This is a genomic window from Pseudomonas sp. BRG-100, assembly GCF_000737955.1.
Taxonomy (GTDB): Bacteria; Pseudomonadota; Gammaproteobacteria; order Pseudomonadales; family Pseudomonadaceae; genus Aquipseudomonas; species Aquipseudomonas synxantha_A.
Genome location: NZ_JPRX01000001.1, coordinates 5,047,838 through 5,062,798, shown reverse-complemented (window position 1 = coordinate 5,062,798; position 14,961 = coordinate 5,047,838). Strand labels below are relative to the sequence as shown.

Here is a 14,961-nt window from a genome sequence, read left to right as displayed (position 1 = left end):
CTCATGCCCCTGCGACCGAATGCCACGGGTTTAGCGGCCTGCGCGATTGTTGCGTTTTCTGCAATGAATTATTGCGCGCAAAATCAGTTTACTTAGCAAGCTAACAAATAATATAACAGAGGCCTGCGACGACTTGCCGCAGATCAACCAGAGATTGGAGCAAGCAGATGACTGTAAAAGTAACTGAACGCGACGATGAGCATATGTCCCACGAGGCGGTAGGCCACGGGATTCACATCTGGGATGTCCATCAGCAAGACGTATTGGTCGGCATGTTTCACAACGAGAGCGATGCCCACAATTATAAAAACGAGCTTGAAACTCTCGAATTGCAACGCCAGGCGAAAAGCTCCTGAAACTCTGAAATCAAGTCGACGCCCGGCCCACGCAGCCGGGCCGTCTACATCAAAAACCGCGCTTTTCGAGCGCGGTTTTTTTGTCAAAAATTCGATATGAATTAATGTAACAAAAGCACACACAAATAATGATTCTCGATATCATTCATGCGCCTTTCATTCAGGCTCACGATTAGGGAATCAATTAGATGCACGGAAATAGCAGGAAGCCGGAAAACGCGTTACTGGAACGCTGGAGCGAAGCGCTTGCCACTGCGCAATTCCAGGCCAGCCACATCAGCCTCGACGACTTGGTCAATACGCTGGCACCTGCCGCTGAACGTAGCTTCCAACGCCTGATCCAAGCATTGTTTCGTGAAAGCCTGCTGGACCCCAGCACCCTCATTTACGACGAACATGGGCAATGCTCGCTGACACTGCCTTGTCAGGCTCGCCTGCGCTTTGATCATTTGCGTCCTGGCCGCATGGCCAGCTGGGACCTGCGTGGCAAAGTCATCCTGTTGCGCGAAGGTCAGCCCGACCAGAAGATCCAGCTCCCATCACAGTTGTTGACGTTGCTTAACGCCAGCCTCACGTCACCTGCCGACCTGGAAGTGCTCAACCGCCTCAATGCCGAGATCGACGACAGCTTCATCAACGACACCTTGTGCCTCGCTTTCCATGAGCAATGGACGCTCAAGCTGCATGCGTCCATGGACCCAGTACATCAAGGCAACCTGCTGAGTCATCTCAAGCACGGTGCAGGCACGATCAATCCGACATCCGTACTTGAGCAGTGGGGAACATTGGGGCACCCGTGGCACCCCAACTACAAGACCAAGCTGGGCCTGGATACCAGCCAAGTCATCGACTATTCGCCGGAGTTCGAAGCACGCTTCCCCGTGCTGCTGTGCGCGCTGCATCGCCAGTTTGCCCATGTCGAAACGTTGGCCGGGACGGCGGATTACTGGCAGTGGTGGAGCAGTCACTTTCCACACGCGGCGCAGCAATTAACCGCGACACTTCAAGCACAAGGCCTTGAAGCAGGCGATTATCTGCCGGTGCCTGCCCATCCCTGGCAGGCACGTCAGGAGCTGCCCCAGCTGTTCGCCGATGCAATCGGCGACAAGCTGCTGGTGCTGACCGATATCGTCGCGTTTACCGCCCACCCCACCATGTCATTCAGGACCGTATTGCCTGACGGACGTTGCGATGCGCCCATGGTCAAACTGCCGGTGTCGCTGCGCCTGACCAGCGTGCAGCGCACCGTCTCACCGCGCTCGGCACGCATGGGCCCACGGATCAGCCACCTGCTGCTGACCATCCTGGAGCGCGAGCCTGCGATTCAGAAAATCCTCAGCATCGTTCCCGAGCGTATCGGTGTGCATTTCAAGCCACAACCGGCCAATGACGAGCACTCCCGCCACCTGGCGGTGCTCTATCGCGACAATCCCCAGAGCCAGCTCAAGCCCGGGGAAATGGCCGTACCGGTGGGCAGCCTGTTTGCCATTGATCAACACGGCCAGCCGCTGCTGCGCCAATGGGTGCGCCTGAGCCAAGGCAAAGACGATGCGGCAGCCATGCTCGCGTTCTTCCATGAGTACGCGGCGATCAGTGTGCCGGCGCTGCTGGGCATGTATTTGCGTTACGGCGTCGCTTTCGAGGCCCATCAGCAGAACTCCTTCATGGTCATGACTGCAGATGGGCAATTGAGCCGCCTGCTGTTGCGCGATTTCGGCGATATCCGTATCGACCGCAAGACCTTGCACGCCCACGGCCTGGACGTCGAACTACACGACCCGAAGATGACGCTGTACGACGACGCAGGTTTCGTACGGGACAAACTGCTGCACACCGTATTCATGTGCCATCTGGGTGAGTTGATCCTGCTTGCTGCGCGCCACTTCGACATCCCCCAGGCGCTGCTCTGGAATGAACTGTCGGCACAGGTCAGCCAGTGTTTCGACAACCTGCGCTCACAGGTTGAACCGCAACGCTGGGCAGCCGAGCGCGAAGCACTGCTGGAGCAACCGTGGCCGGCCAAGTCGTTCATGCGCATGCGCCTGCTGGAGAGTCATGCCGATATCGTCGGACGCCTGCCCAACCCGTTGAGCGCGGCCGCCAATGCCGACTAACAACACAGCGCTGCGGCTGCTGGTGGTGATTCAGTTGGTGTCGATGGGGGCGATGGAGATGAGCGGGCCGTTTTGGCCGCTGCAAATCCAGAAGCTGCTGGGCGTCGCCAATGCCCAGTACACCGGCCTGCTGTCTTCGCTGGTATATGCTGGGCCGATGATAGCAGCGATGATCCTCACACCCATGTGGGGGAAACTGGGCGACCGTACCGGCCATAAGCCGATGATCATCCGGGCGTTGCTGGCATTGGCGGTGTGCCAGGCGCTGGCTGCGATGACGCCCGATCCGTGGTGGCTGGTGGTCATCCGCGTGGTGCAAGGTGCATTGGCCGGTTTCATTGCAGCTGCCCAAGCCTACGCGCTGGCCTGCTGCGGTGAGAGTGGACGCGGGCACATTCTTGCGCGGCTGCAATCAGCCACCGCCGTAGGCTCCCTGGCCGGGCCGGTATTGGGCGGCTGGCTGATGGACATATCCGGTTTCGCATTGCTGTGCTACAGCGCCACCGCCGTCTGCCTGTTGTGCGCGATAATCAGCGCGTTCTTGCCCAGCGATTCACCACGATCCAGACCTGCCCGCCCATCGAAGCCTGTCGCACTGCCCAAAGGCTGGCTGGGCGCAATGTTGGGAATCATCGTATTGATCCAGGCGGCCAGGATGATGCCGCAACCGTTTTACGCCTTATATGTTGCCGAGGTTTTGCAGGCACCCGCGTGGCTGATCGGCGCCAGCTATGGCGCCAGCGCCTTGACCCTGGCACTGTCCGCGCCGTTATGGGGCCGCCTGTTCGATCGACATCAACCAGCGCATACGCTGCGCATCATCGAGTGGGTCACCTGGGCGTGCGCGCTCACACTGGCCGGCACGGCGCTGGCCAGTGAGTGGTTGGGGTTCATCGCCAGCCGGCTGCTATGGGGCGTGTGGCAGGGTGCTTTATTGCCCGTGGCCTACACGCTGATCGCCAATACCGTAGCGTCCAGCCAGCAGGGTTTCGCCCTGGGCATGGGCAACAGCGCCGCCAAAGCAGGTGCGCTGTGCGGCGCATTGATAGGCGGTATCGGCATGGGATGGGTGGGCCTGGCGCACAGCTTCTGGCTGGTCGCACTGACCTACGCATTGGCCGCCGTGAGTATCCGCGCCATCCGTTCATGTACGCGAGCGCCTGAGACATCCGATTTTTCTGTCAATACTTCTAATAACTCTGAGACAAATCCATGAACACATCGCAATTGGCCGTTCTGCTGCCGCTTCTCGGCTCGATCAGTGCCCCCGCCTGGGCCGAACAGACAGAGCCGACCAGCCTGCAGTTGCAAGCGACCGTGGTGTCGGCCACGCGCAATGAAACCAGCATCGCGCAGATTCCAGGCTCCGTGCAGGTCATCAACGAAGAACAGATCCGCCAGCAAACGGGCGCGGGGCGTCGGGTCGCAGATATCCTCGGCCAACTGGTGCCTGGCATTGCGCCTTCCAGCGGCGGCATGAGCAACTTCGGCCAAACGCTTCGCGGGCGTAATACCCTGATCCTGATCGATGGGGTTTCACAAAACGCCACGCGCGATAACTTCCGCCAGCTCAACAGCGTGGCACCGGAAAGCATCGAGCGCATCGAAGTGATCTCCGGCGCCAGCAGCGTCTACGGCGCAGGCGCATCGGGCGGCATCATCAACATCATCACCAAGCGCAACAAGGGTGAGGACCTGGCCTTCAGCAGCAAGATCGGCATGACCGCCGGCAATAATTTCAGCCACAAGGGGTTCGCTTACGAGGCGTTCCAAAGCGCTACCGGGCGCAAGGGTCCAGTGGACTGGTATCTGTCGGGCAATACCGTGCAGCGCAACGACCAGTTCGACGGTAACGGCAAGCGCATTCCCCAGGATACGTCCCAGGGCAGCAACATGGACACCGACACCTACGACCTGCAAGGTCGCTTCGGCTACGAGCTCGATGACGACAAGAAGATCAGCCTGTCGCTGCAAGACTATAAAGACGAACAAGACACCCGCTACACCAAGAACCCGCGCATCACCAGCAACGCAGTCGCGGTAAAAGGCCTGGACCTGGGCGACCAGCCCTACACCCATAACCAGGCGGTCAACCTTAACTACGCCGATAAGGATTTCTACGGCCAGGGCCTGCAGGTCGAAAGTTACTGGCGGCGGGCCGACGCCCTGTTCTTCCCGGACCTGTCCCGGGGTCGGGCAGGCGTGTCCGACAACAACAGCGTGCAGGATGTCTATGGCCTGCGTGCGGCGATCGATACGCAGATGCCGGACATCGGCCCGGCAACCGGCAACCTGGTGTGGGGGGCTGACTATGATCATGAAACCTCACGCCAGCGTGGCGACCAATACCGGGTCAATGGCCTGAGCTACAGCAAAACCGGGACCACGTTCGAACTGGGCCCGGATATTGAGACCACCACCAAAGCCATCTTTGGTCAGCTGTCCTACGACATCGATGACTGGACCTTACGCGGTGGAATACGTCGCGAGTGGATTGAGAGCAAAGTCTCCGACAGCATCGCCTACGGCGAAATCGTCCAGACCGGCAACCGCGCCACACTGCCCGGCGGCACGCTCAAATACGATGACACGCTGTATAACCTCGGGGCGGTGTATCACCTGACCGAAAACCAGGACGTGTTCGTCAACTTCAGCCAGGGCTTTTCCCTGCCGGATATCCAGCGCTTCCTGCGTGACGTGAACAGCAAATACGATATTCAGGACCTCAATGCCCAGGCTCTGAAAGTCGACAGTTACGAGCTGGGCTGGCGTGGCGACTGGGACAAGTGGCAGGCCAGTGTCACCGCGTATGAAAACACCTCGGATGTCACGCAGTTCTACGATGCCAACGACCGTGTATTGCGCCTGATCAATCAGAAAGAACGCGTGCGCGGTGCCGAAACCAGCCTGACTTATAACGTCAACGACCAGTGGTCCGTCGGCGGTACTTACGCTTACGCCAAGGGCGAGACCCAGCAGAACGGCAAATGGATCGACCTGCCCGCCACGCGTATTTCCCCCGCCAAGACCACCGCTTTTGTCGGCTATCAGCGTGACGACTACAGCCTGCGCTTGCAGGGGATGCGCCTGGCCGACTATGACGCGGCGGCCAAGGACAACAACGGTCGCGATATCCAGGGCTATACCTTGGTTGACGTGCTGGGCTCGGTAAGGCTACCGATAGGTCGCCTCGAAGGTGCGGTGTACAACCTTACCAACCGCAACTACCAGAACATGTTCGCCCAGGCCAATGCCCGCGCACCGTACCCGAATGCCGAGGGCCGTACCTTCAGCCTGAGTTACGCAGTGGATTGGTAACCGGCTGACGCTGCACGCTTAAAACACAAACCCCGCCTTTTGGCGGGGTTTGTCGTTTCTAGCGGCTTACCACATCAGATCGTCAGGGATCTGGTAGGCGGCGTACGGATCATCCTCATCCGGCACCTGGCTTTCGGTGAGGATGTTGAGCTGCACGATGCGCTCCGGTGCACGTTCCTGAATCTTGAGCGCCGCTTCACGCGGGATCACCTCGTAGCCGCCACCGTGGTGCACGATAGCCAGAGAGCCGTTGCTCAGCTTGTTGCGCATCAAGGTGTTGACCGACAGGCGCTTGACCTTCTTGTCATCGACAAAGTTGTAGTAGTCCTCGGTGGTCAACTTGGGCAGGCGCGAGGTTTCGATCAACTGCTTGACCTGGGCGGTACGCGCCTTGGCCTCGGCTTTTTCCTGCTGCTGGCGGTTGAGCTCCTGGTCACGCTTGACCTTCTCGGCGTGTGCCTCAGCGGCCAGGCGTGCCTGGGTATCATCGACTTCGGCCTGGCCCTTGTGGACCAGACGCTGCTGCTTCTGCTTCTCTTTGCCGACCTGCTTGGCCTGCTTTTGGTTGACCAGACCTGCTTTGAGCAACTGGTCGCGAAGGGAAAGGCTCATGGTGCTTACTCACTTAGGCAGCTGCTCAACCGCAGCTGGACACATTCTTTTCCTGGCGTTTGGCTTCGCCCCACAGGGCGTCCAACTCTTCGAGGGTGCAATCTTCTATGGGTTGGTGCGTATCGCGCAATGCCTGTTCGATAAATCGGAAACGTCGTTCGAACTTGGCATTGGCACCGCGCAGTGCGGTTTCCGGGTCAACCTTGAGGTGACGGGCCAGGTTGACGGCGGCAAACAGCAGGTCACCGACTTCATCGGCAATGGCCTGCGGATCGTTATCGGCCATGGCTTCGAGCACTTCATCCAACTCTTCACGCACGTTGTCCACCACCGGCAAGGCGGCCGGCCAGTCGAAACCGACCTGGCTGGCGCGCTTTTGCAACTTGGCCGCACGGGACAACGAAGGTAAGGCGGTGGGCACATCATCGAGCAGGGAGAGTTGCTCGGGAGCGTCGGACTTTTCTGCGCGCTCCTCAGCTTTGATCTGCTCCCAGCGCTCCTTGACCTGTTCTTCGCTCAACTGCGGGATATCCAGCGGTGCGTACAGGTCGCCGGTTGGGAACACGTGAGGATGCCGGCGAATCAACTTACGGGTGATGCTGTCGATCACGCCGGCAAATTCGAAGCGCCCTTCTTCCCGCGCCAGTTGGCTGTAATACACCACTTGGAACAGCAGGTCGCCCAGCTCACCTTGCAGGTGATCGAAATCGCCGCGCTCGATGGCGTCGGCCACTTCATAGGCCTCCTCCAGCGTGTGCGGGACGATGGTCGCGTAGGTTTGCTTGATGTCCCACGGGCAGCCGTATTGCGGGTCGCGCAGGCGGTTCATCAGGTGCAGCAGGTCTTCGAGTGAATACATCGTATCTCTTTCCGCTGAAAATCCAATGTGGGAGCTGGCTTGCCTGCGATGCTCGCGACTCGGTGCTTCAGTTAAACCGAGGTGGTGCTATCGCAGGCAAGCCAGCTCCCACATGAAGCAGCTAACACAATTCAGTTCGCGTTCATCCAGCTATTCATGGGGTACGGTTGCGCCGCGTCTCGATGATGTTCGGCAACTGGGAAATCCTCCCCAGCAACCGTCCCAGTGCGTCCAACCCCGGAATCTCGATGGTCAGGGACATCAACGCCGTGTTGTCCTCTTTGTTCGAGCGGGTGTTGACCGCCAGCACGTTGATCCGCTCGTTGAGCAGCACTTGCGAGACGTCACGCAGCAAGCCGGAACGATCGTAGGCACGGATGATGATGTCCACCGGGTAAGTGAGCACCGGCACCGGCCCCCAACTGACCTGGATGATCCGCTCCGGCTCGCGCCCGCCCAGTTGCAGCACCGAGGCGCAGTCCTGGCGGTGAATGCTCACGCCACGGCCCTGGGTGATGTAGCCGACAATGGCGTCGCCCGGCAACGGCTGGCAGCAGCCGGCCATTTGCGTCATCAGGTTGCCCACGCCCTGAATCTGGATATCGCCACGCTTGCCCGGTTTGTAACCCGTGGCCTTGCGTGGGATGAGTTCCAGCTGTTCGTTGCCGCGCTCGGGCTCGACCAGTTGCTGGGCCAGGTTGACCAGTTGCGCCAGGCGCAGGTCACCGGCACCGAGGGCGGCGAACATGTCTTCGGCGATCTTCATGTTGGCCTTTTCGGCCAGCTTGTCGAAGTCCACCTGAGGCAGGCCCAGGCGCGCCAGTTCGCGTTCGAGCAGGGTCTTGCCGGCGGCGACGTTCTGGTCGCGCGCTTGCAATTTGAACCAGTGGACGATCTTCGCCCGTGCTCGCGAGGTGGTGATATAGCCCAGGTTCGGGTTCAGCCAGTCGCGGCTCGGCGTGCCGTGCTTGCTGGTGATGATCTCGACCTGTTCACCGGTTTGCAGGCTGTAGTTGAGCGGCACGATGCGCCCGTTGATCTTGGCGCCCCGGCAGTTATGGCCGATTTCGGTGTGCACGCGGTAGGCAAAATCCAGCGGCGTGGCGCCCTTGGGCAAGTCGATGGCATGGCCGTCGGGGGTGAAGATATAGACCCGGTCCGGCTCGATATCCACCCGCAGCTGTTCGGCCAGCCCGCCGATGTCGCCGAGTTCTTCGTGCCATTCCAGCACTTGGCGCAGCCAGGAGATTTTCTCTTCGTACTGGTTGGACCCGGCCTTGACGTCGGTGCCCTTGTAGCGCCAGTGCGCGCACACACCCAGCTCGGCCTCTTCGTGCATCGCGTGGGTGCGGATCTGCACTTCCAGCACCTTGCCTTCAGGGCCGATCACCGCGGTGTGCAGCGAGCGGTAGCCGTTTTCCTTGGGGTTGGCGATGTAGTCGTCGAACTCCTTGGGGATGTGGCGCCACAGGGTGTGAACGATCCCCAGCGCGGTGTAGCAATCGCGCATTTCCGGCACCAGCACGCGCACCGCCCGCACGTCATAGATCTGGCTGAAGGCCAGGCCCTTGCGCTGCATTTTGCGCCAGATCGAGTAGATGTGCTTGGCGCGGCCGCTGATGTCGGCGTCTACGCCAGTTGCCTGCAGCTCGGAACGCAGCTGGCCCATCACGTCGCTGATAAAGCGCTCGCGATCCAGGCGCCGCTCGTGCAGCAACGTGGCGATCTGTTTGTATTGGTCCGGCTCCAGGTAGCGAAAGGACAGGTCCTCCAGCTCCCACTTGATGTGGCCGATGCCCAGGCGGTGGGCCAGCGGCGCGTAGATGTCGAAGACTTCGCGGGCGACGCGGTTGCGCTTTTCGTCGTCGGCGGTCTTCACCGCACGGATCGCGCAGGTACGCTCGGCCAGCTTGATCAGGGCGACGCGCACGTCGTCGACCATCGCCACCAGCATCTTGCGCAGGTTTTCCACCTGGCCCTGGGTGCCCAGCACCATCGACTGGCGCGGGCTGAGGCTGGCACTGATGGCCGCCATGCGCAGCACGCCGTCGATCAGCTTGGTCACCACCGAGCCGAAGCGCTGGCCAACGGTTGCCAACGGAATATGCCCCTCGCGCACGCCGCGATACAGCACGGCGGCGATCAGCGAATCCTGATCCAGCTTGAGATCGGCGAGGATCTCGGCGATTTCCAACCCGGTGCGAAAGCTTGAAGTGCCTTCGGCCCACAGGTTCTTGGCCGCATTGTCTTGCTGCTCAGACTCACGAGCGAACTCGCAGGCTGCTTTCAAGGCTTCACGGTCCAGTGCCGGGTCGACACTGACGGCATGATCCAGCCATGCCTCGAGATTGATACTGCCGTCGGTGTTGATCGGCTGGTGTGCTCTCACCTGTACCATCTTGCTTACCTTCCCTACGACGCACCTTTGATGCGCCAAAATCATCGCCGACTTTTACTGCGAGCTCCGTAGCAGTACCAAGGCCTTGGAGAACGCAGGCCAGTCGGATTAAACGGGCATCCTAGCCCGCTTCAAATAACGCCATGGCCTCGACATGCGCAGTCTGCGGAAACATGTCGAGAATCCCGGCACGCTTTAGCCGGTAGCCTTGCTTGACCAACTCAACCGTGTCCCGCGCCAGCGTAGCTGGGTTACAGGACACATACACCAGGCGCTTGGCTCCAAGGGTGGCGAGCTTGCGCACAACCTCTTGGGCACCATCGCGGGGTGGGTCCAAGAGTACCGCAGAAAAGCCCTGTTTGGCCCATGGCGCGTCAGTCAAAGGCTGAGACAGGTCGGCCTGAAAGAACTGCACGTTAGGCAAATGGTTGCTCGCGGCATTGAGTGCCGCACGGTCCACCATGGTCTGCACACCCTCTACCGCCACCACTTCGCGCACCTGGCGCGCCAGCGGCAAGGCGAAGTTGCCAAGGCCGCAAAACAGGTCCAACACCCGTTCGTCGGCTTGTGGCGCCAGCCACTCCAATGCCTGGGCAACCATCGCCTGATTGACCCCGGCGTTGACCTGCACAAAATCTCCCGGCCGGTAAGCCAGTTCCAGATTCCACGCATCCAGGCGAAACCCCAGGGCCTGGTCGGGCTCGGCAGGTTCCGGCTGGCCCTCGCCATGCAGCCACAATTGGGCCTCATGGAAGGTACAGAATTCTTTAAGGATCAGCAGGTCTGCTTCGGACAGCGGTGCCATATGCCGCAGCAAAACGGCGGTGGACGAACCACTGAACAGCTCCACATGCCCCAGCGCCTGCGGTTTGCTCAGGCGACGCAGCATATTCGGCAAGCGCTGCATGATCGGTTGCAAGGCTTGTACCAGCACCGGGCAATCGTCGATAGCGACGATGTCCTGACTGGCCACGGCGCGAAAACCCACTTCGAGTTTCTTCGCCTTGGCGTCCCAACGTACGGCCACACGGGCGCGACGCCGGTAACCGAACTCCGGCCCGCTCAACGGCGGCGCCCACTCTTGCGGTTCGACACCTGCCACCCGCGACAACTGCTCGGCGAGCATGCGCTGTTTCAGGGCAAGTTGCTGATCATGGGGCAGATGCTGCACGCTGCAACCGCCGCAGCGGCCAACGTGGGCGCAGGGTGCCGGGCGCCGTAGCTCACTGGCCTTGAACACCCGCTCGGTGCGGGCCTCAACCACTTTGCCGTGGGCGCCCAACACCCGCGCTTCGACTTCTTCGCCGGCCAGCGCACCATTCACAAACCAGGTGCGGCCTTCAAAGAACACAATGCCACGGCCATCATTGGCCAGGCGCTCGATGGTCAGGCGCTGTTTCTTGCCCACCGGGATCTGCGGGGCCCGGCTGCCGCCTGTCGGCTGGAAGCGCAGGCCTCTCTCGTGCTTGGCCATCAGTTGGGTTCGTCGAAGATGCCGGTCGACAGGTAGCGGTCGCCTCGGTCACAGATGATCGCGACGATCACCGCGTTTTCCACTTCTTTGGACAAGCGCAACATACCGGCCACAGCGCCGCCGGAGGACACGCCGCAGAAGATGCCTTCTTCACGGGCCAGACGGCGCGTAGTGTCTTCGGCTTCGCGCTGGGCCATGTCGATGATGCGGTCTACTCGCGTCGCGTTGTAAATCTTCGGCAAGTACTCTTCGGGCCAGCGGCGGATACCGGGGATGGCCGCGCCTTCCATCGGTTGCAGACCGACGATCTGGATCGCAGGGTTCTGCTCCTTCAGGTAGCGCGAGTTGCCCATGATGGTGCCGGTGGTGCCCATGGAACTGACGAAATGGGTAATGGTGCCCTGGGTCTGGCGCCAGATTTCCGGGCCGGTGCTGGTGTAGTGCGCCTCGGGATTGTCACCGTTGGCGAACTGGTCCAGCACCACGCCACGGCCTTCGGCGGCCATACGCTCGGCGAGGTCACGGGCGCCTTCCATGCCTTCTTCCTGGGTGACCAGGATCAGCTGGGCACCGTAAGCGGTCATCGCCGCCTTGCGCTCGGCACTGCCGTTGTCGGGCATGATCAGCACCATCTTGTAGCCTTTGATCGCGGCGGCCATGGCCAGGGCGATCCCGGTGTTACCCGAGGTGGCTTCAATCAGGGTGTCGCCTGGCTTGATCTGCCCGCGCAACTCGGCGCGGGCGATCATCGACAGCGCCGGGCGGTCCTTGACGGAGCCGGCCGGGTTGTTGCCTTCGAGTTTGAGCAACAGGGTATTGCTGGTTTCACCCGCCATGCGTTGCAAGCGGACCAGGGGCGTGTTGCCGACGCAATCGGCGATTGTGGGGTACTGCAAGGTCATGGCGTATTCGCAATCCAGACTGCGGGGGCGGACATCATACCGGGAAAGGCCGGCGGGCCATATCACGCAAAGTGCGGTGCTTATGGCTTAAAGGCATAAGCCATTAAAGTGTTGACTGTGAGGGCTCCATCGGGGGCAAGCCCCCTCCCACATCGGACCGCATTTTTATGCAGGAACGCGATCGACTGTGGGAGGGGGCTTGCTCCCGATGGGCGCGCCTCGTCAAACCTGCTAATCCTTCTGCCCTTCACCATGATTTCTCTGGAATACCTCATCCCCCATCGCAGCAATCTGCCCTTCGATCAGCGCTTCAAAGGGTTTGAGCAGCGGCTCGAACGATAGTGGCGCTTCCAATACCTGCAACGCTTGCGTGATTGCTTCAACCGTCGACAAGGCACCAGGCCCCGGCGCCTTGCGCAAGCGATAGCGGGAAACGCCGCCTAGGGCCAATGTCACCCGGGGCAACGCCGCCAACAAAGGGTTGAGGTGCAACAGCTTGCGCGCCTTGCGCCAGGTGCCATCGGGAACCACCAATAACAATGGCTGATCGTCAGGTGCATAAGCGCGCAGCGGCTCGGCGTCATCCGCCGGAAACAACAGCCGCGCCCGATAACCAGGCGGGTTTAATAACGTCGCCAGATCATCAAACACCTCCCCCACCACCAACTGCGCATTATTCAAGCCCAACGCCGCCAACCTCGCGGTATTGAGCGCATGGCCGACCTCGCTCGGGTGCTGCAACAGCAACACGCGAGTGCGGCTATCGAGGGTCGGGATCAGTGCACAGAGGCAATGAGTGGTCGGCCGCAAGCATTGCGGGCATTGGGGTCTGGACATGGTTTTTTCAGGCCTGGTTAAGCTGGGTCTTGAGCAAGTCGCGGAAGGTCTGGATCAGCGGTTCACGGCTACGACCACGGCGCATGATCATCGAGAACGGCGCCTGGTAGCCGAAGGTCGCCGGCAGTAACACGCGCAGGTCACCCTTGTCGGCCCAGGCCTGGGCGTAGTGTTCGGGCAGGTAACCGATGTAGGCGCCGGACAATACCAGGATCAACTGCGCTTCCATACTTTCCACGGTCGCGGCGCTGTGTTTGAAGCCGTGGCGCGCCAGTTCGGCCTGGCTCCAGTAGCCGCGGCCGACCATGCGCTGCTGAGTGATGACCTGTTCGGGAATACGCCGCTCGCTGAACAGCGGGTGCCGGTTGCTGCAATACAGCCAGTGCTGTTCGCGGTACAGCGGCATATAGATCAGCCCGCTCATACGGTTGGAGAACGCACCGATTGCCAGGTCCAGGCGGTTGTCCTGTACGCCCAGTTGCAGTTCGTAGGGGCTCATCACCGACAGATTCAGGTGAACCGCCGGATGTTCCAGGCTGTAGGCGCCAATCACTTCGGCGAATGGCAGGGCCTTGTCGCTGACGGTGGAATCAAGCACGCCCAGCTTGAGCGTGCCGCGCAACTCGCCTTTGAGCGCGGCGGCGTATTGCTCGAAGCCCTCGAGCTCGCCCAACAGGCGCAGGGTTTCCTGATGAAACAGCTCGCCTTTGCTGGTCAGGCTGAAGCCGCCACGTCCTCGATGGCACAGCACCAGGCCCAGCGCGGATTCGAGTTGGCTCATATACGTGCTGATGGCCGACGTCGACAGGTTGAGTTCGTGCTGGGCATTGGCGAACCCCTGGTGGCGCACGACGCTGACGAAGATGCGCAGGAGTTTCAGGTCGGGCAAGGCGTTGGCCATGGTCAGTTCCGGACAGGGATGCATGCAGTCTACCTCCCTGCATTAGTTTAGAAAAATCTGAACTAAGTATTTGCCCCTGCCGATTCTTCCTGCCCCGGGCTTTTCGCAGAATCGGCCATCAATAAACAAAACAACGATGAGGCAATCCCGTGGACAAGATTTTCCACCAACCACTGGGCGGCAACGAAATGCCGCGCTTCGCCGGCATCGCCACCATGATGCGTCTTCCCCACCTGCAAACGGCCAAGGGTCTGGACGCTGCCTTTATCGGCGTGCCCCTGGATATCGGCACCTCGCTGCGCGCCGGCACACGCTTCGGGCCTCGGGAAATCCGCGCCGAGTCGGTGATGATCCGCCCCTACAACATGGCCACCGGGGCGGCACCGTTCGACTCACTGTCAGTGGCCGACATCGGCGACGTGGCGATCAACACCTTCAACCTGCTCGACGCCGTGCGCATCATCGAAGAGGCCTACGATGAAATCCTCGAGCACGACGTGATCCCCCTGACCCTGGGCGGCGACCACACCATCACCCTGCCGATCCTGCGGGCGATCCACAAGAAACACGGCAAGGTCGGGCTGGTGCACATCGATGCCCATGCCGACGTCAACGACCATATGTTCGGCGAAAAAATCGCCCACGGCACCACCTTCCGCCGCGCCGTGGAAGAAGGGTTGCTCGATTGCGACCGCGTGGTGCAGATCGGCCTGCGTGCCCAGGGCTACACCGCCGAAGACTTCAACTGGAGCCGCAAGCAAGGCTTTCGCGTGGTCCAGGCCGAAGAATGCTGGCACCACTCCCTGGCCCCGTTGATGGCCCAAGTGCGGGAGAAAGTCGGCGGCGGCCCGGTGTACCTCAGCTTCGATATCGACGGCATCGATCCCGCCTGGGCACCCGGCACCGGCACCCCGGAAATCGGCGGGCTGACCACCATCCAGGCGATCGAGATCATCCGTGGCTGCCAGGGCCTGGACCTGATTGGTTGTGATCTGGTGGAAGTTTCGCCGCCCTATGACACCACCGGCAACACCTCGCTGCTGGGCGCCAACTTGCTGTACGAGATGCTCTGCGTATTGCCTGGCGTCGCGCATCGCTGATGCCTTCACGATAACAATCAAGGGGATCGCGCAGATCCCCGTCCAACGATATACCTGACCTTCGCTCGCGTGTTGACCGAGCCGGCTGCC

12 protein-coding genes are annotated in these 14,961 nt (G+C 60.8%); 5 read left to right on the top strand and 7 right to left on the bottom strand.

All coding sequences use genetic code 11. The annotated features are described in order from the left end of the window. Positions 1-167 precede the first annotated feature (167 nt). The 4 genes from JH25_RS04980 to JH25_RS04995 all read left to right on the top strand — a co-directional run bounded on the left by JH25_RS04980 (position 168) and on the right by JH25_RS04995 (position 5,788). The gene (locus tag JH25_RS04980) at positions 168-356 is read left to right on the top strand and encodes a hypothetical protein (RefSeq protein WP_003193064.1); all 189 of its coding nucleotides are present in this window, start codon (positions 168-170) and stop codon (positions 354-356) included. Positions 357-544: 188 nt separating this feature from the next. Next, positions 545-2,470, top strand: a complete 1,926-nt coding sequence (locus tag JH25_RS04985) for an IucA/IucC family protein (protein WP_032880016.1) — start codon at positions 545-547, stop codon at positions 2,468-2,470. Then, positions 2,460-3,686 carry an MFS transporter gene (locus JH25_RS04990; RefSeq protein ID WP_032880014.1) on the top strand — a complete coding sequence of 409 codons (1,227 nt, stop codon included), beginning with the start codon at positions 2,460-2,462 and terminating at the stop codon, positions 3,684-3,686. Before JH25_RS04985 ends, JH25_RS04990 begins: the two co-directional genes overlap by 11 nt. Continuing rightward, the gene (locus JH25_RS04995; RefSeq protein ID WP_032880013.1) at positions 3,683-5,788 is read left to right on the top strand and encodes a TonB-dependent receptor; all 2,106 of its coding nucleotides are present in this window, start codon (positions 3,683-3,685) and stop codon (positions 5,786-5,788) included. Before JH25_RS04990 ends, JH25_RS04995 begins: the two co-directional genes overlap by 4 nt. Before the next feature lie 66 nt (positions 5,789-5,854). Here the strand turns inward: JH25_RS04995 and JH25_RS05000 are convergent, their stop codons facing one another. The 7 genes from JH25_RS05000 to JH25_RS05030 all read right to left on the bottom strand — a co-directional run bounded on the left by JH25_RS05000 (position 5,855) and on the right by JH25_RS05030 (position 13,771). Continuing rightward, a complete protein-coding gene (locus JH25_RS05000; protein ID WP_014719402.1) occupies positions 5,855-6,400 on the bottom strand; it encodes a DUF2058 domain-containing protein in 546 nt (181 codons plus the stop codon). A gap of 25 nt (positions 6,401-6,425) precedes the next feature. Continuing rightward, complete coding sequence (gene mazG, locus JH25_RS05005; protein WP_032880011.1) at positions 6,426-7,259, bottom strand: nucleoside triphosphate pyrophosphohydrolase; 834 nt, start codon at positions 7,257-7,259, stop codon at positions 6,426-6,428. Positions 7,260-7,413: 154 nt separating this feature from the next. Beyond that, entirely contained in the window at positions 7,414-9,657 is a 2,244-nt protein-coding gene (gene relA / locus JH25_RS05010; protein WP_032880009.1) for a GTP diphosphokinase, read from the bottom strand. 121 nt (positions 9,658-9,778) lie between these two features. Next, positions 9,779-11,131, bottom strand: a complete 1,353-nt coding sequence (rlmD, locus tag JH25_RS05015) for a 23S rRNA (uracil(1939)-C(5))-methyltransferase RlmD (protein WP_032880008.1) — start codon at positions 11,129-11,131, stop codon at positions 9,779-9,781. After that, positions 11,131-12,033, bottom strand: coding sequence for a cysteine synthase CysM (gene cysM, locus JH25_RS05020; RefSeq protein ID WP_003193080.1), 903 nt, complete (start codon positions 12,031-12,033; stop codon positions 11,131-11,133). The genes rlmD and cysM overlap by 1 nt, the downstream gene beginning before the upstream one ends. A 231-nt stretch (positions 12,034-12,264) precedes the next feature. Next, positions 12,265-12,870, bottom strand: coding sequence for a tRNA-uridine aminocarboxypropyltransferase (locus tag JH25_RS05025; RefSeq protein ID WP_032880007.1), 606 nt, complete (start codon positions 12,868-12,870; stop codon positions 12,265-12,267). A 7-nt stretch (positions 12,871-12,877) separates the two neighbouring features. Then, positions 12,878-13,771: a LysR family transcriptional regulator gene (locus JH25_RS05030; protein WP_005790200.1), complete on the bottom strand. Its 894-nt coding sequence runs from the start codon at positions 13,769-13,771 to the stop codon at positions 12,878-12,880. Between the two features lie 149 nt (positions 13,772-13,920). Between JH25_RS05030 and speB the strand changes: the two genes are divergently transcribed. Next, entirely contained in the window at positions 13,921-14,871 is a 951-nt protein-coding gene (gene speB, locus JH25_RS05035; RefSeq protein WP_032880005.1) for an agmatinase, read from the top strand. The last annotated feature ends 90 nt before the right edge of the window (positions 14,872-14,961 follow it).

Excerpts from the sequence above, each read along its gene's own strand:
- JH25_RS04980 (WP_003193064.1), top strand. The coding sequence starts at position 168 with ATGACTGTAAAAGTAACTGAACGCGACGATGAGCATATGTCCCACGAG.
- JH25_RS04985 (WP_032880016.1), top strand. The coding sequence starts at position 545 with ATGCACGGAAATAGCAGGAAGCCGGAAAACGCGTTACTGGAACGCTGG.
- JH25_RS04990 (WP_032880014.1), top strand. The coding sequence starts at position 2,460 with ATGCCGACTAACAACACAGCGCTGCGGCTGCTGGTGGTGATTCAGTTG.
- JH25_RS04995 (WP_032880013.1), top strand. The coding sequence starts at position 3,683 with ATGAACACATCGCAATTGGCCGTTCTGCTGCCGCTTCTCGGCTCGATC.
- JH25_RS05000 (WP_014719402.1), bottom strand. The coding sequence starts at position 6,400 with ATGAGCCTTTCCCTTCGCGACCAGTTGCTCAAAGCAGGTCTGGTCAAC.
- mazG (WP_032880011.1), bottom strand. The coding sequence starts at position 7,259 with ATGTATTCACTCGAAGACCTGCTGCACCTGATGAACCGCCTGCGCGAC.
- relA (WP_032880009.1), bottom strand. The coding sequence starts at position 9,657 with ATGGTACAGGTGAGAGCACACCAGCCGATCAACACCGACGGCAGTATC.
- rlmD (WP_032880008.1), bottom strand. The coding sequence starts at position 11,131 with ATGGCCAAGCACGAGAGAGGCCTGCGCTTCCAGCCGACAGGCGGCAGC.
- cysM (WP_003193080.1), bottom strand. The coding sequence starts at position 12,033 with ATGACCTTGCAGTACCCCACAATCGCCGATTGCGTCGGCAACACGCCC.
- JH25_RS05025 (WP_032880007.1), bottom strand. The coding sequence starts at position 12,870 with ATGTCCAGACCCCAATGCCCGCAATGCTTGCGGCCGACCACTCATTGC.
- JH25_RS05030 (WP_005790200.1), bottom strand. The coding sequence starts at position 13,771 with ATGGCCAACGCCTTGCCCGACCTGAAACTCCTGCGCATCTTCGTCAGC.